This is a genomic window from Halomonas sp. DP1Y21-3, assembly GCF_019801245.1.
In the GTDB taxonomy this organism is placed as follows: Bacteria; Pseudomonadota; Gammaproteobacteria; order Pseudomonadales; family Halomonadaceae; genus Halomonas; species Halomonas litopenaei.
The window spans coordinates 315,692-337,614 of sequence record NZ_JAHVJM010000001.1 but is presented as its reverse complement, the minus strand read 5'-3'; the positions used below and the strand labels follow the sequence as shown (position 1 = coordinate 337,614).

Genomic DNA, 21,923 nt, shown 5'->3' with positions numbered 1-21,923 from the left:
GTCCCATGCTGACACTGCTTTCCCGGGGCCTGGCGTTGTCGCTGGGCGCCCTGATCCTCTATACCTCGGCGTTCGGCGCCTTCGAAAGCCTGGTCCAGCGCAGTCTCTTCCTGACACTGGTGCTGCTGCTCGGCTTGACGCTTTATCCCCTGGGTCGGGGCACGTCCTGGCGGCGCATCGGTGGCGTGGTCGACGTTCTGCTGGCCCTGGGGGTGGTGGTGGCGTGCGTCTACGTGGCGCTGAACCAGCAGCGGATTCTGACCGAACTGCCCTGGGCCACACCACGCGACATGGCGCTGTGCGCTGTGCTGGTGGTGACCGTACTGGAGCTGTCGCGTCGGGCGATCGGCGCGATCTTCCCGTTGCTGGTGCTCGGCGGCCTGGCCTACGCCTGGCTCGGTGCTGCCATTCCCGGGCCGCTGGGCCATCGAGGCTTCGATGTCTTCTACATCACCGAGACGCTCTATCTGGGGGATCTCGGGGTCTGGGGCATGCTGGTAGGAGTGGCAGCCACCACCATCGCGGCCTTCGTCATGTTTGGGGGGCTACTGCTGCATACCGGGGGTGGCAACACCTTCATGGATATCGCCCTGCGTATCAGCGGGCGCTCTCCGGGTGGGGCGGCCAAGGTGGCCACCGTGGCCTCGGGGTTGTTCGGCATGGTCAGCGGCAGTGCGGTGGCCAACGTCGCCACCACCGGCAATTTCACCATCCCGATGATGAAGCGCCTGGACTATCCGCGCCCCTTCGCGGCTGGGGTCGAGGCGGTGGCCTCCACCGGAGGCCAGGTGGCCCCGCCGATTCTCGGCGCTGCGGCCTTTATCATGGCCGAGATACTGGGCGAAAGTTACCTGCGCATCGCTCTGGCGGCGCTGTTGCCGGCGGTACTGTTCTACCTGGGCGTGTTCATGACCATCCATCTGGTCGCGCGACGTCGCGGGCTAAGGGTGGTGCCTGCCGAAGACCTGCCGGCCTGGTCTGAGGTGCTGCGAGCGTCACGTCTGATCCCGATCCTCGCTGCTCTCGGCGGTCTGTTCGCCGGCGTGCTGAGTGGCAAGTCGATCCAGACTGCGGCCTTCTACGGTATCGCCATGACGGTGATCACCTTCGTGCTGTTCGCCGTGCTGGCACGGCGCTCGCCGCGAGACATCGTCAACACCCTGTTCGCCGGTCTCGAAGACGCCGGTCGCGGCATGGTGATCATTGGCGTGCTATTGGCAGGTGCCCAGATTCTGGTGGCGATGATCGGCATGACCGGCATCGGCGTGACCCTGACCAGCCTGATCGTCGACGTAGGCCAGTCCACCATGATCGTGGCCTTGATCGTGGCGCTGGTGTGTCTGATCCTCGGCATGGGGATCCCGACCACCGCCGCCTACGTGCTGGTGGCCTCGGTGCTGGCACCGGCCCTGACCAGTATCGACGTGGACCCGCTGATCGCCCATCTGTTCGTGTTCTACTACGCCACCCTGTCGGTGATCACACCGCCGGTCTGTGTCGCCGTCTTCGTCGCCTCCGGCATCGCCAATACACCTTGGCTGAAGTCCGCGGTGGAAGCCGTTCGCCTGGCGGCGGCGATCTACGTGATTCCCTTCCTGCTGCTGGTATATCCGGCCCTGGCCGGCTTTGGCGATGGCATCGACATCCTGTTGGCGGCGAGCCAGGGAGTGGTCTTCGTGCTGGCCTTCGCTTCCTTGATGTCTCGCGCCGCCTTCACCGGCCGGCCGTGGCTGGATATCCTGGCGCTGGTGGCCCTCATTGCCCTGGCGCTGACCCCTGGCTGGCTATCCACCCTGGCGGCGCTGGTGGGCGTGTTCGCGATGTTCGTCTCCAGGCGTCGCCAACTGGGCAGGCTCGATAGCGCCCATGAATCGGTTGTCGGCGCCAAAACCCACTCGGAGGAGATCACCCGATGAGCTTTCTACTTGGTAGCGGTGCGGGCTTTTCCGGTGATCGTACCGATGCCGCGATCGCCGTGGTGGCGGAACTGGCCCGGCGCGGAGAACCCTGCGCACTGGTCTTCGAGACCCTGGGGGAACGCACCTTGGCGGGGGCTCACCGGCGTCTGCGTGACGATCCCGAAGGAGGCTACGAGCCGTTGATCGAAGAATTGCTCGAGCCGGTTCTCGCCACCTGCCAGGACAATGGCATCGCGATTCTCGGCAACTTCGGCGCCGCCGACCCGGCCAGCGCCTGCTGTCGTGTGCACACTCTGGCGCGACGGCTGGAGCTGGGGGCGCTGGAGGTGGCGGAGGTATTTGGCGATGACGTCCGTGACCGGCTGGAGGCGCTCGACCTGACACGCTGGGAGGCCGAATCCAGAGACCTGCCCGAAGCAGGAGCCCTGGTGTCGGCCAACGTCTATCTTGGTGCGGCGCCGCTGGTGGAGGCGCTCGAGCTCGGCGCCGAGGTCGTGGTCGCCGGCCGGGTGGCCGATCCGGCGCTGTTTCTGGCCCCTCTGATCAAGCATTTCGGTTGGTCGTGGGACGACTGGGACCTGCTGGCGGCAGGTACCATGGCGGGGCACCTCGGCGAGTGCGGTTCGCAGGTCAGTGGTGGGTATTTCGCCGATCCCGGGTTCAAGGACGTCCCGGACATGGCGCGGCTTGGCTATCCGATCATCGAAGTCGAGGCGGATGGCACCCTGGTGGTGACCAAGCCGCCGGGGACCGGTGGCCTGGTCACGATCGAGACGGTCAAGGAACAGTTGCTCTACGAGGTCCATGACCCCAGCGCCTATCTGACGCCCGATGTGGTGGTGGACCTGACAAGCGTGCGTCTTGAGCAGGTCGGTATCGACAGGGTGGCGGTGACCGGTATCCGAGGCAAGCCTGCCCCCGACCGATTGAAGACCACCGTATGCCACGATGCCGGCTGGCAGGGAGAGGCGGAAATTTCCTACGCCGGCCCCAATGCGCTGGAACGAGCCAGGTTGGCCGCCGATGTGCTGCGTGAGCGTCTGAGCTTCCGTGCTCCACCGGATCTCAAGGCGCGTTTCGACATCATCGGGCACCTCAGCGTCTTCAATGATGACGCCGGCCAACTGACGGGGTCGGGAAACCGTGATGGCGACTACCGCCTGCGTTTGGCGGTAGAGCACCCGAAGAAGCGTTGGGTCGAGCGTGCCACCCAGGAGCTGCTGGCACTCTACTGCGCAGGACCTGCGGGTGGCGGAGGGGTACGGCGGCAGTTCCAGCGTCGCTTGCTCAGCTCATCCTATCTGGTGCGGCGCGAGGATATCGTGGCCGGCGCGAGGCTCAAGTCTGCAACCCGAGGAGAACCGGCATGAGTCAGGAGAGCAATGCTGCGAGGCGTGCTGCACCAGAGCGGCTGCACGATATTGCCCACGCCCGGGCCGGTGACAAGGGTGATCGTCTGAACATTGCACTGTTTGCCTATCGGCACGACGACTATGAGCGGTTGGTGTCATTGGTGACCGAGGACAGGGTCAAGGCCATGTTCGCCCATCGAGGGGTAACACGCGTGCAACGTTATCTGATGCCTGCGCTGGGCGGGATGAACCTGGTCCTTGATGACGTGCTCCAGGGTGGCGTCAATGGCGCGCTGAACCTGGATGGTCACGGCAAGACGCTGTCCTTTCTGTTGCTGTCGATGTCACTGGATAGTGTCTAGAACAAGGTGTCAGGCATGGGGCTCGAGGCTGGTGCTGTCATTTAGGCGACAGCACCAGAGTGGCATGGCCGTTGGCGGTACCTGGCGTGACGGTGCCGGTCTTCACGTAGCGGGCCAGAAAGTCGAGCATCAAGATGTTGCCGCCCTGCGCATGAAGGTTGGTGTCGATCCAGCGGTAGGCATCGAAGGCGCTGCCTTCGGGGGTGATCGGCAGTGGCGCCAGGCTACCTGTGTGGATCAGCTGGATACCCACGCCGCTGGCGCTTTGCTCTTCGTTGTCCAAGGCCAGAATGCCCTGATTCCCGCCGGGATCGTAGGCCGCCGCCTTGCCCAGCACGGCCCACTTGATGTCGCCGTCGGTGTGACACCAGGCGGTGACGTGCACCGGGGTGTCGGCGACGCCCGTGGCGGGCTGGCCCAGGGTGGTGAAGCGATGGCTGCCCACCTCTCCCAGTGACACCGAGACATTGTTGATGCCATGGCAGGGATTGATTCTAACCCGTGTACTCTGGGCCAGCTGCAGCCTGACCAGATTGAATAGTTCGTGGTTGGCCCCGGAGGGCGTGCCCTGGCTGTTCAGCAACGAGAACAGGCTGAAGCCGGCGTTGTTGTTGTTCTGAAGCTGTACACCGCTGGTGCCGGGGGAACCGGCCATGCGGTAGAGCGTGACCTTGATCTGGAAGGGAGGAAGCTGGCGCCAGTTGACGGCGTAGTCGCCGATGGGGCAGTTGATTTCTATCAAGGGGGGGTAACCCTCGGCGGCACCCGTCCCCAGCAGGGCGTCGCGGCAGGGGATGCCGTGGATCTCCTCGCCGATCGGCGGAAGGTTCTTGTTGGGGGAAGCGGAGACCCAGGAGAACGCATGGGCGTTGCCGTTGACCAGCAATTCGGTGGTATAGCCGACGCTGCCGCTGCCCCCGCCGCCGTAGGGATTGCGGCTACCGCTGTCCTGCATGATGTAGACGCGCCCGTCGGCGCTGTCCACGCTGATGCCGGGGACCGGGAAGTAGCCGCTGGACTGGGAGTAGTGCTGCTCGAGCCACCAGTACTTGATCGCGTCGTCCTGATTGTTGCAGGTAGCGACCCAGCCTCCTTTGATCGCATAGAGCTGGCTGCCGGGGATGACCGCCGTGGCGATGGGCGTGCCGACGGCCACGTTTTCGTCGAGCACGATCTCGGCGCCAAAATTTACCGTCAGAGGCTTGTCACTCCATGGTGGGTTGATACGTCCGCAGTTGGCCTCCACCGAGGTCACCGACAGCAGTGCGGCGATCGACAGCAGCAAGCCGAGAAGTCTGACGGCGAAACGCAGCGGAGCGCTCGCGCTGCGGGTCTTCAAGCCGATGGTGCGCATTCACGTTGTCTCCAGCAGGTCTTTCGGTGGTGTCGGCTGGCAGGGGCTGGTGACGATCGGTATCTCGTCGCTGTCCGTCGGAGGCGTCCAGACAGGACGTGCCCAGCAACGTCGTTCGCCCCCCAGCGTCACCTGGAGCGAGGTACCGGGCGTCAGATCGCGCAGTAGCAGCATGCCGCCGGCGCCGACCACCCCCAGCTTGCCTCCGTCGGTGGCGCTGACTTCGGCGCCCAGCGGTACGCCCCGGCCGTTCTGCTCCAGCACGATCACCACCGGCAGCCCGGTTCGAGTGGCGAAGCGCAGTGGCACCACCGCGCCGGCATAGGGCGCGACATCGATCGAAGTCCGCTGAAATTCCACCGAGGTGGCGGCGCCGCGCGGGTCCAGCTGGACCGCGTTGTCGTGGTAGGCCGTCAAATAGGGGACCAATGCCTCGCCGTCATCGTCGAGGGTCAGGTTGGCGGCGTTGGTGACGCGAGCGCCGGCGCCCCCCGGGGCGCTGACCAGGCCTACGGTATCGCTGGTGCTCTGGCCGAAGGTCACGCCGTGGCGGTGTACCAGCACGGCGCCGCTGGCGCCGATGGAAAGTTGCCGGTAGTCGTCGCTTTTCGAGCCTGCCGCGGTGAAGCGGCCGACGGAGGTTCCGCTCGACAGGTTGAGCCCATAGGAGCGGTAGCGCTCCTTCGGGCCGCGGGTCTGATTGGCGAATAGCCCGTAGGACAGCTCGCGTTCGTCGTCCAGGGTGCCGGTGAGGTCGAGGTGGGCATCGTCATGATGGCGGCTGTCACGACTGGCGGAGACACCCAGACGTGGGGCGAAGGACGCGTTGGACAGTGGCAGCGTCAGCGATACCAGCGCCCGGTGCTCGGCCTCTCCTTCGCGGTTGTCGGTGCGCGACAGGTTGAGGGCCAGGCTGACGCGCCCGATGCGGTGACTCAGACTCAGCTGGTAGGACGACTCGGTGCCGCCGCGATGCCAGTAGTCCGCCAGGCTGCCGGTTGCGGAGATGCGTGTACGTGGCCCGAGGGGCTGGCTCAGATTGAGCTGCAGACGACTGCGTTGATCGATGGTCGTGCTGTTGTCTACGTATCCTTCGTCTGCCTGAGTGCCGTCGTCGTCAGCGTCGGCAATCCAGGCGGCGTCGGCCAGCGACACGAACCCCGTGGTCGAGTAGCGATATGCCGCCAGATTGATGTCGGTATCGGTGGATTGCAGGTGGCGGCTGTAGGAGGCCTCGAGACTCCAGCCGTTGCGCCCTCCCTGGGGAAGGTCGGCATGGGCGTACTGGGCATCGACAGCAATGGCCCCCGCGGGGGTATTGAAGGCGGCGCCGATCAGTGGAGACCAATAGTGTTCACTGAGCTGGGCGCCGCCGTAGGCGGTGATGGCGTTGCCGAGCCCCCGTCGATAGCCGGCCTCCAGCAGTGAGGGAGGGTCATCGAGGCCTTTGGCATGGTACTGACCGGCGGCCAGCGTGAGGCGCGATTGCCCCGGTCTCAGCAGGCCCGGGACGGCAGCGTAGGGCACGCTGTAACGCTCGACGCGTCCATCGGCCTCGGTGACTTTCACCTCAAGATCGCCCCCGTAGCCGGTGGGATAGAGGTCGTCGATCTCGAAGGGGCCGGGAGGCACGCTGGTCTCGAGCAGACGCCGTCCCTGCTGGGAGATGGTGACATGCGCCTGGGTTCTGGCGCTGCCGCGGACCACGGGAGCGTAGCCACGTCGACTGTCGGGCAGCATGCGGGTCTCTGTGCGTAGCGTAACCCCGCGCAGCGCCAGCGAATCGAAGAAGTCCCCTCGGGTGTTGATCTCGCCGGCCCGCAGCAGCAAGCCCTGGTCCGGCAGGGGCCGCTGAACGTAGTGATGAAGGCTGTCCCAGTCGACGTCGCCGTCATCGCTGCGGGAAACGTTGAGGCTGCTGCGAAACTGCCACAGGCCAAGGTTGGCGCCGAGCGTCGTGCCGAGAAAGGCACTTTGATAGTGCCCTTCGTCGGTGCTCGAGCGATAACCGTTCACTTGATAGTTGGCCAGCAGGGCGGTGGTGCCGGGCTCCCAGCGCGCGCTGTCGACCTGGCCACGAGGCAGCCGATGAAGCAACGCCTGGGGCACGCTGAGGTGGGCACGCAGGTCACCGATGTCGAGATCCAGGCTGGCGCCGGGCAGGGCGGCGTCCACCCCCAGAAAGCAGTTGGCGTCCAGCCGGCAGCTATGTCGCACTTCCTGTTCGAGGGCCGGCTCAAGGCGTGCGGCCAACCAGGCGTCCAAGGGCAGGGTAAGTTGCTGTGTTCCGTCCGGGATGTCCTCGACACGTAGCGGATAGCGTCCCAGCGGCGTCTGGTTGAGGGTCAGATCGACCAGATAGTCGCCTGGTAGCACGTAGTCCGGTCGGGAGAAGCGACGCATGTCGAGACTGGCGTCTTCGAGGAAGGCTGGGTCGAAGGTCACCTCGTCGGCCTGGACCGGCCGTGGCCCAGTTACCGTCGCCACCACAGCAGCCGCGACCACCAATGCCGCTCGCCACCGGTAGCGCCCGGCGGTGAAGCACCACCGGCAGGGGGGAGGATGTCTGGCAGCGGCCAGCGGCGTCGACTCGGTAGACGGTAGTGCCATGTCGTCGGTTCATTCGGTGTCCGGGATGGCCTCGCGCACCACGACGGCGCCGTAGTCGTTGATCGCCCGGTACCACAGTGACGACCCTAGCGCAGGCCTCGTCTGCAGTGACCAGCTTGCCTCGCTGTGCGGAGCCAGCATGTCGAGGGAAAGATCATCGTGGTCGCTGAACTGCCGCCAGGCACCGCCGATCAACGACACGTGGTAGTTCGAGGGGTTGTCGCACACCAGGCGCAGGTCGGGGCCAGGCGCCAGATGCCACTGAAGATTGGCGATGGCGTCGCCGGGTTCACCGGCGAGGCCCGTCGGACGATAGAACAGTTTCAGGCGTGTCAGGATGCCTAGCTGCAGTCGGTTGGTGGTCCCCTGGGGTAGCGGTGGCACCTCCTTGATGTTGAGCCAGTAGAGCGACTCCTGGTCGGACCTTTGCACGTCGCGAATGCGCAGGATACGCAGGGTCTGACTCTCACCGGGGTCGAGACGGAATACCGATGGCGTCACCAGAAATGGCGACTCGGCGTCCCGCGCCGGGCGCCCTCCGGCGTGGCGGTCGGCCCAGGCCTGGACCAGCACCGGGACACTATCCTGGTTTTCCAGCCGGAGCGTCTGCTCCCGCTGGGCCTCCTGATAGATGACGCGGGTGCCATTGATGGTGATGCTGGCCTCGGCCTTGTGGCCTGGCAACGCCGCGATCATGAGCGCAAGACACAGACTCAGACCCAGGCCGAGGGCGTGTATCACCAGTCGCTGCCACGCCCGCATGGCAAAGGGCGAGGCGCCGGGGCCTTCTATCGCGGTCATTGGTAGACAATCTCGATATTGCCGCTGGCCTTGACGGTGCCGGCGGTTACCGTGGCGGCGGTGGACTGGTACCAGGCGCTCAGGGAAATGACCGTCGTGTCATCGCCTGCCACGATGTCCACCGGCGGGGTGCTGTCGTTGTCGGCCGCCTTGACCCAATCGTCGTTGGCATCGTAGACGGCGATCCCCACGTCCTTGGCGGTGCTGTCGCTGGTGAGCAGGAACAGCCCGGTGACCGGATCCACCTGGGTGTCATCTCCGGTAAAGCGCACCGAGACCTTGTTGCGGCCAGTGGTGCCGGCGGCGCATTTCAGCACGAGCTGGAAGGCCTTCTGGCCAGCTCGGGTGCCGGAGGCACCGAAGGCGCTGGTGGACACCTTGGGTAGCGTCACGGTAGTGGCCGCCGTCGGTATGGTGCAGTTGGCCGCGACGATTTCGCCGGTGAAACTGATGGTACCGTCGGCGGCCTGGGTCGAGGTGCCGGCAAGCAACAGAGCGACAAGGCTCAGCCGGGCGATGGAGAAGTGACGGACGGGCATCGTGGTTTCCTCTTGTTCGGGGCAGTCGGCTTTTCACGGCGGTGGAGAAGGCCTGCGTGAGGGGATCGGGGAAAGGCTATTAGAAAAAGTAAAATTAGATTTGACGTAAATCAGTGCAGCGACGAACGAAGGCTGCAAGCGCTCGTTGTGGTCAATATGGCGTTCGGGTGGCAACGGTGGCCGCGTGGGGGTGGCATCGAGAGGGCATTCGAGAGGTTGATCGAGGGGGCGGCCGAGGAGGCCGGCGATGAGAAAAAGCCTTGCGGTGGTTCTTCTGCAACTTCGCTATGCTGTAACGGCCAACCCAGCGACGAATGGAACTCTCGAATGCCCGTTATCGGAAAACCGCTGATGCTTGCCCTGTGGCTATCGGTGGCCGTGTTGTTAACTGGATGCAGCGGCCTGCCCTCCCTGGAAGGGCGTAGCCAGACACAGCATCTGACGCTGGAGCAGGCCCGCGACACGGCGCTCGGCGAGATGCTGGCACCCTATGTGGGTGCCCATCCCGGCAAGAGTGGTATCCATACTCTGCGCAATCCCCACGACGCCTTTGCCGCACGACTGTTGCTGGCGGAAGCGGCAGAGCGGACCCTCGATGTCCAGTATTACATCTGGCACGACGACATCACCGGCTCGATGCTGTATCAGGCCATGCTGGACGCCGCCAATCGTGGCGTGCGCGTCCGCATGCTGCTCGATGACACCAACACTGCAGGGCTCGATGATAAGCTGGCAGCGCTGGATGCTCACCCCAATATCGAGATACGCCTGTTCAATCCCTTCGTGGTGCGCTCACCGCGGTTTATCGGCTACCTGACCGACTTTTCCCGGGCCAATCGGCGCATGCACAACAAGTCACTGACGGTGGACAACCAGGCCACCATCATCGGCGGGCGCAATATCGGCGACGAGTATTTCGGCGCCGGCGACAACGTGATGTTCGCCGATCTCGATGTCGTCGCCGTGGGGCCGGTGGTCGAGCAGGTCTCTGAAGACTTCGATCTGTACTGGGCCAGCCAGTCCTCCTACCCGGCCAGTCGGGTGCTCGACTCGGCGGGGCGCCAGGGGCTGGCACGCTTCGAGCAGGCCTCGGCGGAAATCGTCCGTACCCCTGATTCGCTGGAGTACCGGCAGGCGCTGGACGAAAGCCAGTTCATCGAGTCGATCGAGGACGGTAGCCTTGAGCTGGTCTGGGCCAACACCAGAATGGTCAGCGACGATCCGGCCAAGGGCCTGGGGCTGGCCGCCGATGAAGACCTGCTGACCGGACGCATACGTGGCCTGCTGGGGCCGCCCCGGGACAGCGTGCATCTGGTGTCGCCGTATTTTGTGCCGGTAGAGAAGGGCACTCGCATGTTCGCCGATCTAGAGGCGCGCGGCGTGGAGGTGACCATTCTGACCAACGCACTGGAGGCGACCGATGTGGCCGCGGTGCACGCCGGCTACGCCAAGCGGCGACGCGAGCTGTTGGAGGCTGGCGTCCGGTTGTTCGAGCTCAAGCGGGCGCCAGATGCGCCGGGGCGCAGCGAATCTGCCGGCCCCTTCGGCAGCTCGGGTGCCAGCCTGCACGCCAAGACCTTCGCCGTGGACGGCGATCGGCTGTTCGTCGGCTCGTTCAATTTCGACCCACGCTCGGCGCGACTGAATACCGAACTCGGCTTTATCATCGAGAGTCCGGAGCTCGCTCAGGAAATGCAGCGGGTGTTCAATACCGACGTGCTCGACAACGCCTACGAGGTCAAGCTGGACGAAGACGGCAGCATGATCTGGCTGGAGCGCACGCCGCAAGGGGTAGTGCAGTACGACGGCGAGCCCAACGTGGGCATCTTCCGCCGGGCGGCGGTAACCTTGATCTCGGTGCTGCCGGTGGAGTGGATGCTTTAGCGTCCCGAGCGGCAAGTGCCGAGATGCCAGGACAAGACTCGGCTCGACACGGCTCGATACAAAGACAGGACGGCCAGCATTGCGCTGGCCGTCCTGGTGTTATCTGGGGGAACAGGACGGGCTCTGACGCAAGTGGCGAAAGTCACCAACGCTGGCCAAGGGCCTGGCAGGAGCCAGTCTCAGGTGTCCTTGGAAAACGCCTCGAACAGTTCCTGGCCTGTCAGATTGCGGGTGTCGTTGCCGAAGTGGTACCAGTGGGGCTTCTCGTCGATGAAGATCTGGAGGTCGAACCGCCAGGCTTCTCCGCTGTCGATCAGGCCAACGGGCACCGAAGTGTGCTCGCCGTTCTTCAATCGGTAGAACAGGTGGGTGCCGCAGTGGCGACAGAAGGCACGCTCGGCCCAGTCGGACGATGAATAGAAGGTGACAGCCTCTTCGCCTTCGAGCGTCAGCTGACTGACCGACTCCAGTGCCAACAGCGGGCCGCCGCCCCAGGTTCGACACATCTGGCAGTGGCAGGCGCCGACGCTCTGCTGTTCAAGTGCTACCTTGAGTGTCACCGCACCGCACAGGCAGGTACCGCTCAGGCGCATGGCCTGGTCTGCTGTCGCGTTCATGGACCGTGCTCTCGTCAGTGGGGGCTACTCCCCAAGACTAGCAGAACTGTGCTGGATGACCGCCTTGAAGAAGGGGGTGAAGGCGGGGGCTTGAAGGCGGGGGCGTCAGCCCCCGCTTGCAGCGCCAGGCTTTATACGAAGAGCCAGCGAGCGATGGTTAGACAAGGCAAAAATCGGTGAGAAAGCGCAGTTTACCGGGTGTAAATGAGCATGTTGACCGGGCTGGCGCACCAGCCGGTTTTTAACGCCGTATTACCGAGCGCAGGCACTTTTCGTACAAGCCTTAGAGCCTGGCCAGTACCGTCTCGGCACTGGACGCCTCGATCACGCCGCGTTCGGTGTCGACGCCCAGATACTCGACCACGCCGTCGTTGACGATCATCGCGTAGCGCAGGCTGCGCACGCCCATGCCTGCGGTACTGGCATCCTTGTCCATGCCGATGGCTCGGGTGAAATCGGCGTTACCGTCGGCCAGCATGGTGATCGCTTCGGCGTTCTGGTCCTTCTGCCAGGCGCCCATGACGAAGGCGTCGTTGACCGCCAGACAGGCGACCGCGTCAGCCTTTTCCAGCAGCTTGTCGGCGTTGACCACGAAGCCGGGCATATGGGTGTTGGAACAGCCTGGAGTGAAGGCGCCGGGGACAGCGAACAGCACCACCTTGCGTCCCGAAAAGAAGGCGTCGGTGGTCAGTGACTCTGGACCCTTGTCGCCGTTGGTAAAGAGGGTCACGTCGGGCAGGCGTTCGCCGGTAGCAATGGTCATGAGGTCTCCATCAGGGTGTGGTGAAATCGCGTCGGTGATGGTGGTGTCCGAAGAGTGAAGACGCTCACTCTTCCAGCGGTGGCGTGGGACGCACCAGAATCTCGTTGACGTCGACATGGTGAGGCTGGGAGATGGCGTACATCACGGCGTTGGCGACGTCGCGATCTTCCAGAGCATGTTCCGGTGGTTCATCGAAGAAGGGGGTGTTGACCATGCCGGGCTCGATGAGCGTGACTCGGATCCCGCTGCCGCGCAGTTCCTCGCGCAGGTTGTAGCCGATGCCGGAGACCGCCCACTTGGTGGCACCGTACATGGAGCCGGGGATGGTGGTGCGCCCCGCTGCCGAGCCGGTCAGCAGGATGTGTCCGTGGCTACGCCTGAGCTCTGGCAGGCAGGCCTGGATGGTCAGCCCCAACCCGTACACATTGGTCATCAGCATCGACTTCCAGCTTTCCGGGTCGGCCTCGCTGAAGCCGCCGGGAGAGCCACCACGTCCGGCGTTGGCGAACACCGCGTCGAGACGACCAAAGCGCTCGAGGGTCTCGTCCACCATGGTCTTCTGGGCCTCGATGTCGGTCACGTCGACGCCGACCGTCAGCACGTTCTCCGGTCCCAGCTCCTGAGCCAGGGCCTCGAGTCCGTCCTTCGAACGGGCCGCCAGGACGAGGTGATAGCCCTCTCGAGCGGCCGCCCTGGCCGTGGCGGCCCCGATGCCGCTTGACGCTCCGGTGATCAGCAACACTCGTTCTCGCATCGCTTCCTCCTGGTCTCTCGGTGACGGGGCTTGACGGGCTATCTCTGTATGATTGATTCAGCATGCTCGTCCATTGCCTTTGTTGCAATCCTTCGGGCGGCGTCTGCGACTTTCAAGGGGCATCTTTTCCCGGATATCGGGTAGCAGAAAAGGATGAGTCCTGTCGGATATTGGCGGACGGACCTGCACGGGAGGGGCTCGTCAGGCTGGGCCCGATACGAGAAGGCCCGGCAGGATGCCGGGCCCAGGTCGTCTTGCCAGGGGTCGCAACAGCGGACTCAGCGCAGCGACAGCGCGCCCCTTGTCTCGCCTGAGGCAGCCTGTTCGTAGGCGGCGGCTTCTTCGGCTTCGACCTCGGGGCTGAAGCGCACCAGCAGCGCGCACAGCGAGGCCAGGATCACCGCCGCGCCCAGGTAGAACAGCCCCTGCTGGTAGCTGATCGATTCGGAACGGAACAGGAATCCCGCCGCCACCGCACCGGCGTTGCCGCCGGCGCCGACGATACCGGCCACCGCGCCGAGGGCGCGACGGTTGATGAAGGGCACCACGCCGAAGGTGGCGCCTTCGGCCATTTGCACGAACAGACTGAACACCAGCATCAGGCCGATGGCCAGCGCCAGTACGTGCATCTGGGAGAAGAACATCAGTGCCACGCCCTCACACAGCATGGCGATGAACAGCCAGCGTACGCGACCCTTGAGCCCGGCGTTGCGGGCGAACAGGTCAGAGAAGACCCCGCCCATGGTGCGAGCGAACAGGTTCATCAGGCCGAACAGTCCGGCGATCATGCCGGCGGTGGCCAGGGTCAGGTCGAAGTTGTCGAAGAAGTAGATGGCGGCGATGTTGTTGATGGTGAGTTCGACGCCGAAACAGGCGGCATAGACCACGAACAGCGCCCACACGCGGATATCCCGGGCGGCGGCGCCGAAGGTGCTGGACATGGAGCCTTCGCCGGAGGCTTCCGGCAGCTCGCCGCGTGCACGCAGGTCCTTGAAGTTGCCGTCGGGCGCGTCCTGGGTGAAGCGGTAGTAGCACAGACCAGCAATGAACATCACCACACCTGGGACCACCATGGCCAGGCGCCAGCCCAGGGTCTCGCTGACGCCCAGCATCAACAGGCCAGAAAAGATCAACGGCATCAGGATCTGGGTAGTGCCACCGCCCAGGTTGCCCCAGCCGGCGGAGGTGGCGTTGGCCGTACCCACCACATTGGGCGCGAACATCACCGAGGTGTGGTACTGGGTGATGACGAAGGAGGCGCCGATCGCGCCGATGGCCAGGCGGGCCATCAGAAAGGACTCGAAGCTGTCGGCGAAACCGATGCTCATCACCGGGATGGCGCCCAGGCACAGCAGCCAGGTGTAGGCCAGGCGCGGCCCGATACGGTCACACAGGACGCCGATGGCCAGACGCACGATTACCGTGATGGCCACCGAGGCGATGATGGTGTTGCCGATCTGGGTCTTGGTCAGTCCGAGGTCATCTCTGACCACGGCCATCAATGGCGCGATGCCGAACCAGCCGAAGAAGCACAGGTGGAAGGCGAACCAGGAGAAGTGAAAGGCTCGCATCTGGGGAGTCGAGAAGGAAAACAGGCGAATCCTGTTGGCCTTGTTGCGCAGATTCATGAACACAGCCCTCGCTGGGTGGACGAACACTCGAACTTGTGTGGCCTTCGCCATTGAAGGTCGGGTCCGACGCACTCGTACCGCTGGGGCCTGGTCTACGTCTGGCTCTCGCTAACCACTACCAAGCAAGCGGGATGCCTGTTTTTATTGAAACCTTGTTATATCAACGCCTTGTGGTTTTTATGCGGAATAGCACTTCAGTAGGATCGCATCATTGCGCTGCATCATTGTGCACTCGACACCGCCCCTGTGCGCCGACTTGGTGCCAAAGGGAGAAGGTAGAGGAGAGTAGCGAAGAGAGAAGGAGCAGGAAGAGAGAGAAGGAGCAGGAAGAGAGAGAAGGAGCAGGAAGAGAGAAGGCAGAGGGAGAGAGAAGGGAGAGAAAGAGAAAGGAGAACGACTCAAGAAGATGTGCGAACAGAGCTGCGAACAAAAAGAGAACAAGGAGGAGGCGTCACCCGCCGCTGGCGGGTGACGCCGACGCTGGAACCTCAAGCGACGGACTCAGTCGTTGAGGGCCAGGCGCTCACTGCTGTTCGGACAGCGCAGAAAGGCCGAATTGTTGAGCCAACGCTGGTCCGGGTAGTAGGTGAACAGGTACTGATTGTCGCGAATGCTGTTGATCAAGGGTACCGCCACCTCGGTACGTACCGCCGGACAGCCGTGGCTGCGGCCGATGCGTCCGGTACGGTCGATGAACTCCTGGCTGACGTAGTCCGCACCGTGCATCACGATGGCGCGATCGAAGGCGTTGTCGTTGACCCCCGGCTCCAGACCCTCGAGTCGCAGGGAATAGCCGTTGCTGCCTACATAGCTGTTCTTGGTGCGAAACAGTCCGATGCTCGACTGGTAGCTCTCGGGCACGTTGGAGAACAGCGTGGCCATGGCGTCGCCGGAGTTCTTGCCGTGGCTCACCCATTCGCGAAACATCAGCCTGGGCTGGCGCAGGTCGAAGACCCACAAGCGGCGTTCGGTTGAAGGCAGGGAAAAGTCGATGACCGCCAGGCGCTCGGCGCCGGGGTCGGCGCAGTTGAGCGCCCGTGCGGCCAGGCGCAGTACCCCCGGGTTGGCCTTGGGGGCGAGGCGGGCCAGGGTCTGTTCGAGCGATGTGGCTGACGGCGCATTCGCCCTGACGGATGTCCTGAGAAAGTCCTGAGCGAGAACAGGCGCCGCAAAAAAGGCACTTAGGGTCAATAATAAGAGGTAACGAAAAATCGAGAGACGAGGTGATGCATTGTCATGAGAGGAGCTTCGTGACATCTCTAGGCTTCCTGTCGGTGATGTCGCGGATACGCGAACAGGCGTTACGCAAGATCAAATAACGCGATACGCTAATACAAAGAGCGGAGAAACATGATCTTCGCGCACGCTAGAAAAATCAGGTCGGCTCGGCGGAACCCGATACCGACGACTCTATTATGACAATACCGCCCAGGATGGCCAGTATTGACGTCATGTTGCAGGGAGTAGATGCCATGTTTAGCCCAAATGTTCTATTGCGACTCATGCCAAGGAGGGGTGTCGCTGTAGCGCTTTGTTATGGTCTGCTGGTTACCCCGGTCTGGGGGGCAACGGCAAGCGATGGAAGCGACGTCAGTGGCGAGGGCGCCAACGGCCAGGGGCTTGCCAGCGATGCCAGCGTCGAGCAGAACCTTCAGGATCTCGACGGGGTCGTGCCGGGTCCCCTGGCCAACGAGTTGGTCGGCGCCTCCGAGATGGCGCAGCGATTCTACAGTCTGCGTGGCCAGCGTCCGGTGTGGACCGACATGGGCCGCGTGGAGGCCCTGGCCGACGGACTCAGGACGCTCGAGGAGGATGGGCTCTCACCCTCGGACTACGCGCCCGACGCGCTGCTTGGCCGGGCCAGAGGGGCCAATCTCGAGACCCCCGGAGGCTTCGAGCTCGAGGCCACCGAAACGCTGCTGACCGCCATGGCCCATCTGCAACGTGGCAAGGTGGATCCGCACCGCATCGACAGTGACTGGGAGGTTGATATTGCGCCACCGACGTTCGACCTGGTGGCGTTGTCGCGTGCCCTGGACGACGGCGATGTCGAGGCTGCGCTGGCGCTGGCACGGCCTCCTTTCGAGCCGTATCGTCAGCTGAGGGCCGCCCTGGCACGCTATCGCAACATCGAACGTCTGGGGGGCTGGCCACTGCTGCCGAGTCGCGAGACGCCGCTGCGTCCCGGCGATCAGGACACCGACGTCGCGCTGTTGCGACAGCGCCTGGCGATGATCGGTGAACTGGAAGTGATGTCCGCCGACACCGGCCACTACCCGCACGTGGAACTCGAGGCCCCCGAAGCCGAGGTGTACGACAGCACCCTGGCCGAGGCGGTACGCCGTTTTCAGCGCCGCCACCTGCTCGCCGACGATGGGGTGGTCGGACCCAATACCCAGAGCGCGCTCAATCTTCCGGTGGGCTTTCGCATCGATCAGATCCGCGCCAACCTGGAGCGTGCCCGCTGGCTGCTGCATGGCCTGCCGGAGTCTTTCGTGCTGGTCGATATCGCCGGTTATCGGCTCAGCTACTTCCGCCCCGACGGCGACGTCTGGCGCTCACGTATCGTCGTCGGCCAACCCTACCGGCGCACGCCGACATTGCGTTCGGAGATTACCCACCTGACCCTCAACCCCACCTGGACGGTGCCACCCACGATCTATCGTGAGGACATTCTGCCTCGAGTGAAGCGCGATCCGGGGTATCTGGCCAGCCGTGACATGGTGGCGTTATCACCCTCCGGCAAGCGCGTTGATCCCTATTCGGTCAACTGGTCGAGCCCCGGCGGGGTGATGCTGCGCCAGGGGGCCGGGCCTCGCAACCCCTTGGGGAGGGTCGTGATCCGTTTTCCCAATGACCACCTGGTCTACCTGCACGACACCCCGTCGCGAGGGCTGTTCAACCGTACTCAGCGTGCGCTGAGCTCAGGCTGTATCCGCGTGGAAGGGGTGGCGGAGCTGGCCCAGCTGTTGTTCGACGACTCGGACACCTCTGCCAACGTTGGCCGCCTGATCAACGACGGCAAGACCCGCAACGTGCGTCTGGATCGGCGCATTCCGGTGGTGCTCAACTACTGGACGGTGCAACCCGAGACCGACGGCCACCTGGCCTTCCGTCCCGATATCTACGACCGCGACCAGGCGGTGGTAACGGCGCTGGATGCCCCCGTCATCCTGTAACAGGCCTGGAGTATCCACGACGCCGCTCTTGCAAGCGGCGTCGTGCCTTGTGAGGGGGAGGGGCGGACCTGTCAGTTTCGCGTTGTACAACGCTGTCTGGCTGGCGCATTATTTGCCTGCGAACCAAGCGCTTTTCGGACAAGATCAAACAACAACGACATGGAATGAGGCGAAGTCATGCAACGATGGATGGCGGTGGCAGCACTGGGCATGGTCAGTACCGGTGTCTGGGCGCAGGATGACGACAAGCTGTTTCTGTTCAACTGGACCGAGTACATGGACCCGGCGCTGGTCGAGGCCTTCGAGCAGGAGTTCGGGGTGGAGGTGGTGCAGAACTACTTCACCTCAAACGCCGAGATGTTCTCCAAGCTGGCCGCCGGTGGTGACGCTCAATACGACGTGGTGGTGCCCACCGACTACTACGTCACCCGGCTGATCGACGCCGGCCTGGTGAGGGAGCTCGACGACCCGCGCATCCAGCAGGGGCGAGAGGATCTGATGGAAGCCTTCCGCCAGCCGCCCTATGACCCCGAAGAGCGCTACAGCGTGCCCTACCTGTGGGGCGTTACCGGTATCGTCTACGACACCAACACCTTCGCCGAGCTGCCGCACTCCTGGAGCGTGCTGTTCGACCCCGAGATCAATCCCGACCAGCCCTTCGCGCTGCTGGGTGGCGATCCCCAGGTATCACTCGGCATGGCCTGTGCCTACCAGGGAGCTGGGTTCGACTGCGTCGGTCAGGAGGCCTGGATCAACGCCGCCAAGCTGGTCAGCCAGACCCTGGAACGGGGCAACTTCACCGGTTTCGTCGACAGTACCGCGGCGGTGGAGCAGGTGGCACGAGGCGTCAGTGCAGTGGCGGTGACCTACAGCGGCGACGTGGACTACCGCAAGGCCGATTCCCCCGAGATCTATGGTGATCTGGCCTTCTTCGCCCCCGAGGAAGGCGCCCAGCTCGGCATGGATACCTTCGTGGTGCCGGCGAGAGCCCCCCATCCGCAGCTGGCCCAGGACTTCATCAGCTTCATGATGCGTCCGGAAAATGCCGCCAAAGCGGCGAACTATGCCTACTACAGAACCCCCAACGAGGCTGCCCTGCCGATGGTCGACGAGGCGCTGCGAGAGGCCTCCAGGCTCGATCCCGAGACCAGCGGTCACCTGGTGACCACGCCGCTGATCGAGGGGGACTCGCTGACCATGCTGCAGCAGCTATGGACCGAGGTGCGCTCACGTTGAGGTAGCCGTCCGGTCAAGGAATGGCGGTAAAAAAGCGGCCAGGCGACCCTTTCAGGGTAGCCTGGCCGCTCGCTTTTGCGCGGACGTCACCGCGCAAGGGGGCTCACCTCGGTGGATGTCAGCCCTTCAGCTGGTTGCCCACCGGCAGCTCCCGGATGCGCTTGCCGGTGGCGGCGAAGATGGCGTTGGTCAGGGCCGGCGCCACCGGGGGAAGCCCTGGCTCACCCACGCCGCCCATCGGCGCATCGGGATTGTCTACCAGATGGACACGCACCTCACGCGGGGCGTTGGCCTGGCGTGGCAGCAGGTACTGGTGGAAGTTGTCCTGTTCGATGCGACCGCCGCTTGCGCTGATCTCGTTCAGCAGGCCGATGCCGATGCCCATCACCACCGAGCCCTCCATCTGGGCACGGATGCGCTCGGGGTTGACCCTGGGGCCGCAGTCGAAGGCCACGTCCGCCTGGTGGACGATCACACTGCCCTGATCGTTGACCTCCACGTCCAGCACGATGGCGGTGTAGGAGCAGAAGCTGTGATGCACCGCCAGGCCCTGGCCGCGGCCTTCGGGCAACGACTTGCCCCAGTCGGCTTCCTCGGTCGCCCGCTCGACGACGCCACGCAGGCGTCCGACATCGATGGTATAGCGCTCCGGGTCCTCGCCGTAGTTCCAGGTGGCGCCGACGGCCAGCGGGTCGATCTCGCGCGCCGGCCCCAGAAGTTCCAGCAGGTAGTCGCGATGATCGCGTCCGGCGGCTGCGGCGAGCTCGGCAACGAAGCTCTGGATGGCAAAGGCGTGGGGCAGGTTGACCACCGAGCGGAACCAGCCGATGCGCTTGTGCGCCGGGGCCTCGCCGTTTTCCAGCGATAGCGCGGGAATGTCGAAGGGCAGGGGCGTCAGGCCCATGCCGAGTTCATAGGTCGCCTTGTATTTGGGGTCGTCCTGGAAGATCGACATGATGGTCGGCGCCAGGGTGCGATGACGCCAGCCCTGGACCTTGCCGTCGCTGCCAAGACCGGCTTCCAGGCGGTCCACCGACAGCGCGTGGAAGTAGGTGTGGTGAAGGTCGTCCTCGCGGGTCCATTGAAGCTGCACCGGGCGGCCGTCGAGGGCACGACTCAGGTGCGCCGCCTCCACCACGAAGTCAGGCTTGGCCTTGCGCCCGAAGCCGCCGCCCAGCAGCGTCTGGTTGACCTTGACGCTGGCGCCGTCGATGCCGAGCTGCTCGGCGACCTGGTCGCGGGCGCTCTGCGGGTCCTGCACCGGCGCCCAGGTCTCGGCACCGTCTGCGCTCACCCGGGCGATGGCCACCGGTGGTTCCATGGTGGCATGGGCCAGGTGAGGCATGTAGTAGGTGGCGCTGTGGCGGGACTCGGCGTCGGCCAGCGCCGCCTCGATATCGCCGCTGGCTCTGAGCACCTTGCCGGGGGAATCGGCGCGCTGCTCGAGCATCTCGCGGTAGCTTTTGGTGTCGTAGCCGGCGTTGGCGTCGAGCCCTTCGGTATTCCACTGGATCTTGAGCGCCTTGCGTCCTTCGATGGCCGCCCAGGTGTTGTCGGCGATCACCCCCACGCCGCCGAGCGGGTGGAACGACGACGGCTGGGAGGTGCCCTCGAGCCTGACGGTCTTGATCACCCCGGGAATCTTGAGCGTCTCGCTGTCATCGACGCTGGCGACGCTTGCACCCAGCACATCGGGGCGCGCGATCACCGCGTAGGCCATGTCCGGCAGGCGCATGTCGCCGCCGTAGATGGCCTTGCCGCTGACAATATCCTCACCGTCCACCGCCGGGGCGCGCTCGAGGTTGCCGGTATCACTGTCGTGGCTGGGGCCGAGGGACTTGCCGATCAGTCGCCATTCGCTTTCTGGCTTGAGCGAGAGGGTGTCTCGGGAGGGGATATCGAGCTCCCTGGCCGCCGCCGCCAGCTCGCCGAAGCCGAGTTCGCGCCCGCTAGGCGTGTGGACGATGACGTGGACGCCGGCCTGGCATTCGTCCACAGGTACGTCCCAGCGCTGGGCGGCGGCCTGTTCCAGCATCCGACGGGCCGACGCGGCGGCCCGCCGCATGGGATCGAACCAGTGGCGCATGCTGCGCGAGCCGTCGGTGTCCTGGTTGCCGTAGGTGTCGGAATCCCCCGGTGCCTGGGTAGCCTTGACCTTGCTCCAGTCGGCACCCAGCTCATCGGCGGCCACCATCACCAGGCTGGTACGGATGCCCTGGCCCATCTCGGCGCGATGGTTGGTCACGGTGACGCTGCCGTCCTCGTCGATCTGGATGAACACGTTTGGATTGTCGACCCAGCCGTAGGCCATGCCGGCGGCGCCGTACTGCTTGTCCTCGGCGGCGGCGGCCAGGTCCCAGCGGGCGGCCACTACCAGCGCGCTGCCGGCGGCCAGTCCCTGGAGAAAGCGTCTGCGGCTGACGTTGGCCAGCAGCAGCGTATCGACGGTACGGTTCATGCCTGCTCCTCCTGTCCGGCTGCACGATGGATCGCGGTACGGATCCGGTTGTAGGTGCCGCAGCGGCAGATGTTGCCCCCCATGGCGCTGGCGATGTCATCGTCGCTGGGGTTGGCGTTGTCCTTGAGGAAGGCGGTCGCGCTCATGATCTGGCCGGCCTGGCAGTAGCCGCACTGGGCCACGCCGATATCCAGCCATGCCTCCTGCACCTTGCTGCCGACAGCGTCGGTGGCCATGGCCTCGATGGTGGTCACGCGCTTGCCCGCCGCCGCCGCTACCGGCGTGACGCAGGAGCGCACGGCGGCGCCGTCCAGGTGAACGGTGCAGGCGCCACACAGCCCCATGCCGCAGCCAAACTTGGTGCCGGTCAGATTCACCACATCGCGCAGCGCCCACAGCAGCGGCATCTGCTCGGGCACGTCCAGTTCATGCTGCTGGTCGTTGATCGTCAGGGTTATCACCGT

The 21,923-nt window shown here is 64.6% G+C and carries 17 protein-coding genes; 6 read left to right on the top strand and 11 right to left on the bottom strand.

Annotation, left to right across the window (positions count from 1 at the left end; translation table 11 throughout):
- The first annotated feature begins 5 nt into the window (after positions 1–5).
- From KUV74_RS01340 to KUV74_RS01330, 3 genes are read left to right on the top strand one after another with little or no spacing between them, the layout of a single operon-like run.
- Complete coding sequence (locus KUV74_RS01340; protein WP_222515457.1) at positions 6–1,916, top strand: TRAP transporter permease; 1,911 nt, start codon at positions 6–8, stop codon at positions 1,914–1,916.
- Positions 1,913–3,289, top strand: a complete 1,377-nt coding sequence (locus KUV74_RS01335) for an acyclic terpene utilization AtuA family protein (protein ID WP_124802540.1) — start codon at positions 1,913–1,915, stop codon at positions 3,287–3,289. Before KUV74_RS01340 ends, KUV74_RS01335 begins: the two co-directional genes overlap by 4 nt.
- Positions 3,286–3,633: a hypothetical protein gene (locus KUV74_RS01330; protein ID WP_124802538.1), complete on the top strand. Its 348-nt coding sequence runs from the start codon at positions 3,286–3,288 to the stop codon at positions 3,631–3,633. Before KUV74_RS01335 ends, KUV74_RS01330 begins: the two co-directional genes overlap by 4 nt.
- Positions 3,634–3,670: 37 nt before the next feature.
- Here KUV74_RS01330 and KUV74_RS01325 read toward each other — a convergent pair whose 3' ends face one another.
- From KUV74_RS01325 to KUV74_RS01310, 4 genes are read right to left on the bottom strand one after another with little or no spacing between them, the layout of a single operon-like run.
- Entirely contained in the window at positions 3,671–4,987 is a 1,317-nt protein-coding gene (locus KUV74_RS01325; protein WP_222515456.1) for a fimbrial protein, read from the bottom strand.
- Positions 4,988–7,597: a fimbria/pilus outer membrane usher protein gene (locus KUV74_RS01320; RefSeq protein ID WP_222515455.1), complete on the bottom strand. Its 2,610-nt coding sequence runs from the start codon at positions 7,595–7,597 to the stop codon at positions 4,988–4,990.
- A gap of 9 nt (positions 7,598–7,606) precedes the next feature.
- On the bottom strand, positions 7,607–8,398 hold the full coding sequence (locus tag KUV74_RS01315) for a molecular chaperone (protein WP_222515454.1): 792 nt from the start codon (positions 8,396–8,398) through the stop codon (positions 7,607–7,609).
- Positions 8,395–8,937: a fimbrial protein gene (locus tag KUV74_RS01310; protein WP_124802530.1), complete on the bottom strand. Its 543-nt coding sequence runs from the start codon at positions 8,935–8,937 to the stop codon at positions 8,395–8,397. Before KUV74_RS01310 ends, KUV74_RS01315 begins: the two co-directional genes overlap by 4 nt.
- Before the next feature lie 327 nt (positions 8,938–9,264).
- Here KUV74_RS01310 and KUV74_RS01305 point away from each other — a divergent pair, with 327 nt between their 5' ends.
- The gene (locus KUV74_RS01305; protein WP_261395006.1) at positions 9,265–10,821 is read left to right on the top strand and encodes a phospholipase D family protein; all 1,557 of its coding nucleotides are present in this window, start codon (positions 9,265–9,267) and stop codon (positions 10,819–10,821) included.
- A gap of 179 nt (positions 10,822–11,000) precedes the next feature.
- Here KUV74_RS01305 and KUV74_RS01300 read toward each other — a convergent pair whose 3' ends face one another.
- The 5 genes from KUV74_RS01300 to KUV74_RS01280 all read right to left on the bottom strand — a co-directional run bounded on the left by KUV74_RS01300 (position 11,001) and on the right by KUV74_RS01280 (position 15,843).
- Positions 11,001–11,438, bottom strand: a complete 438-nt coding sequence (locus tag KUV74_RS01300) for a GFA family protein (RefSeq protein WP_045994383.1) — start codon at positions 11,436–11,438, stop codon at positions 11,001–11,003.
- A gap of 283 nt (positions 11,439–11,721) precedes the next feature.
- Positions 11,722–12,201: a peroxiredoxin gene (locus tag KUV74_RS01295; protein ID WP_108131510.1), complete on the bottom strand. Its 480-nt coding sequence runs from the start codon at positions 12,199–12,201 to the stop codon at positions 11,722–11,724.
- A 64-nt stretch (positions 12,202–12,265) separates the two neighbouring features.
- Complete coding sequence (locus KUV74_RS01290) at positions 12,266–12,955, bottom strand: SDR family oxidoreductase (RefSeq protein ID WP_045992600.1); 690 nt, start codon at positions 12,953–12,955, stop codon at positions 12,266–12,268.
- 278 nt (positions 12,956–13,233) lie between these two features.
- Positions 13,234–14,583 (bottom strand): MFS transporter, encoded by a 1,350-nt coding sequence (locus tag KUV74_RS01285; RefSeq protein ID WP_045992599.1) that lies wholly within the window; start codon positions 14,581–14,583, stop codon positions 13,234–13,236.
- Between the two features lie 504 nt (positions 14,584–15,087).
- Positions 15,088–15,843, bottom strand: coding sequence for a murein L,D-transpeptidase catalytic domain family protein (locus KUV74_RS01280; RefSeq protein WP_083970384.1), 756 nt, complete (start codon positions 15,841–15,843; stop codon positions 15,088–15,090).
- A gap of 215 nt (positions 15,844–16,058) precedes the next feature.
- Here KUV74_RS01280 and KUV74_RS01275 point away from each other — a divergent pair, with 215 nt between their 5' ends.
- On the top strand, positions 16,059–17,765 hold the full coding sequence (locus KUV74_RS01275) for a murein L,D-transpeptidase (protein WP_261395005.1): 1,707 nt from the start codon (positions 16,059–16,061) through the stop codon (positions 17,763–17,765).
- A gap of 177 nt (positions 17,766–17,942) precedes the next feature.
- Complete coding sequence (locus KUV74_RS01270) at positions 17,943–19,001, top strand: spermidine/putrescine ABC transporter substrate-binding protein (protein WP_222515453.1); 1,059 nt, start codon at positions 17,943–17,945, stop codon at positions 18,999–19,001.
- 118 nt (positions 19,002–19,119) lie between these two features.
- Here the strand turns inward: KUV74_RS01270 and KUV74_RS01265 are convergent, their stop codons facing one another.
- Together KUV74_RS01265 and KUV74_RS01260 are read right to left on the bottom strand one after the other, a co-directional pair.
- Complete coding sequence (locus tag KUV74_RS01265) at positions 19,120–21,459, bottom strand: xanthine dehydrogenase family protein molybdopterin-binding subunit (protein WP_222515452.1); 2,340 nt, start codon at positions 21,457–21,459, stop codon at positions 19,120–19,122.
- Positions 21,456–21,920: a (2Fe-2S)-binding protein gene (locus KUV74_RS01260; RefSeq protein ID WP_222515451.1), complete on the bottom strand. Its 465-nt coding sequence runs from the start codon at positions 21,918–21,920 to the stop codon at positions 21,456–21,458. The genes KUV74_RS01265 and KUV74_RS01260 overlap by 4 nt, the downstream gene beginning before the upstream one ends.
- Positions 21,921–21,923 lie beyond the last annotated feature (3 nt).

What these genes read in the sequence shown, in the direction of transcription:
- KUV74_RS01340 (WP_222515457.1), top strand. Translation starts at nt 6, where the DNA reads ATGCTGACACTGCTTTCCCGGGGCCTGGCGTTGTCGCTGGGCGCCCTG.
- KUV74_RS01335 (WP_124802540.1), top strand. Translation starts at nt 1,913, where the DNA reads ATGAGCTTTCTACTTGGTAGCGGTGCGGGCTTTTCCGGTGATCGTACC.
- KUV74_RS01330 (WP_124802538.1), top strand. Translation starts at nt 3,286, where the DNA reads ATGAGTCAGGAGAGCAATGCTGCGAGGCGTGCTGCACCAGAGCGGCTG.
- KUV74_RS01325 (WP_222515456.1), bottom strand. Translation starts at nt 4,987, where the DNA reads ATGCGCACCATCGGCTTGAAGACCCGCAGCGCGAGCGCTCCGCTGCGT.
- KUV74_RS01320 (WP_222515455.1), bottom strand. Translation starts at nt 7,597, where the DNA reads ATGGCACTACCGTCTACCGAGTCGACGCCGCTGGCCGCTGCCAGACAT.
- KUV74_RS01315 (WP_222515454.1), bottom strand. Translation starts at nt 8,398, where the DNA reads ATGACCGCGATAGAAGGCCCCGGCGCCTCGCCCTTTGCCATGCGGGCG.
- KUV74_RS01310 (WP_124802530.1), bottom strand. Translation starts at nt 8,937, where the DNA reads ATGCCCGTCCGTCACTTCTCCATCGCCCGGCTGAGCCTTGTCGCTCTG.
- KUV74_RS01305 (WP_261395006.1), top strand. Translation starts at nt 9,265, where the DNA reads ATGCCCGTTATCGGAAAACCGCTGATGCTTGCCCTGTGGCTATCGGTG.
- KUV74_RS01300 (WP_045994383.1), bottom strand. Translation starts at nt 11,438, where the DNA reads ATGAACGCGACAGCAGACCAGGCCATGCGCCTGAGCGGTACCTGCCTG.
- KUV74_RS01295 (WP_108131510.1), bottom strand. Translation starts at nt 12,201, where the DNA reads ATGACCATTGCTACCGGCGAACGCCTGCCCGACGTGACCCTCTTTACC.
- KUV74_RS01290 (WP_045992600.1), bottom strand. Translation starts at nt 12,955, where the DNA reads ATGCGAGAACGAGTGTTGCTGATCACCGGAGCGTCAAGCGGCATCGGG.
- KUV74_RS01285 (WP_045992599.1), bottom strand. Translation starts at nt 14,583, where the DNA reads ATGAATCTGCGCAACAAGGCCAACAGGATTCGCCTGTTTTCCTTCTCG.
- KUV74_RS01280 (WP_083970384.1), bottom strand. Translation starts at nt 15,843, where the DNA reads ATGTCACGAAGCTCCTCTCATGACAATGCATCACCTCGTCTCTCGATT.
- KUV74_RS01275 (WP_261395005.1), top strand. Translation starts at nt 16,059, where the DNA reads ATGTTTAGCCCAAATGTTCTATTGCGACTCATGCCAAGGAGGGGTGTC.
- KUV74_RS01270 (WP_222515453.1), top strand. Translation starts at nt 17,943, where the DNA reads ATGCAACGATGGATGGCGGTGGCAGCACTGGGCATGGTCAGTACCGGT.
- KUV74_RS01265 (WP_222515452.1), bottom strand. Translation starts at nt 21,459, where the DNA reads ATGAACCGTACCGTCGATACGCTGCTGCTGGCCAACGTCAGCCGCAGA.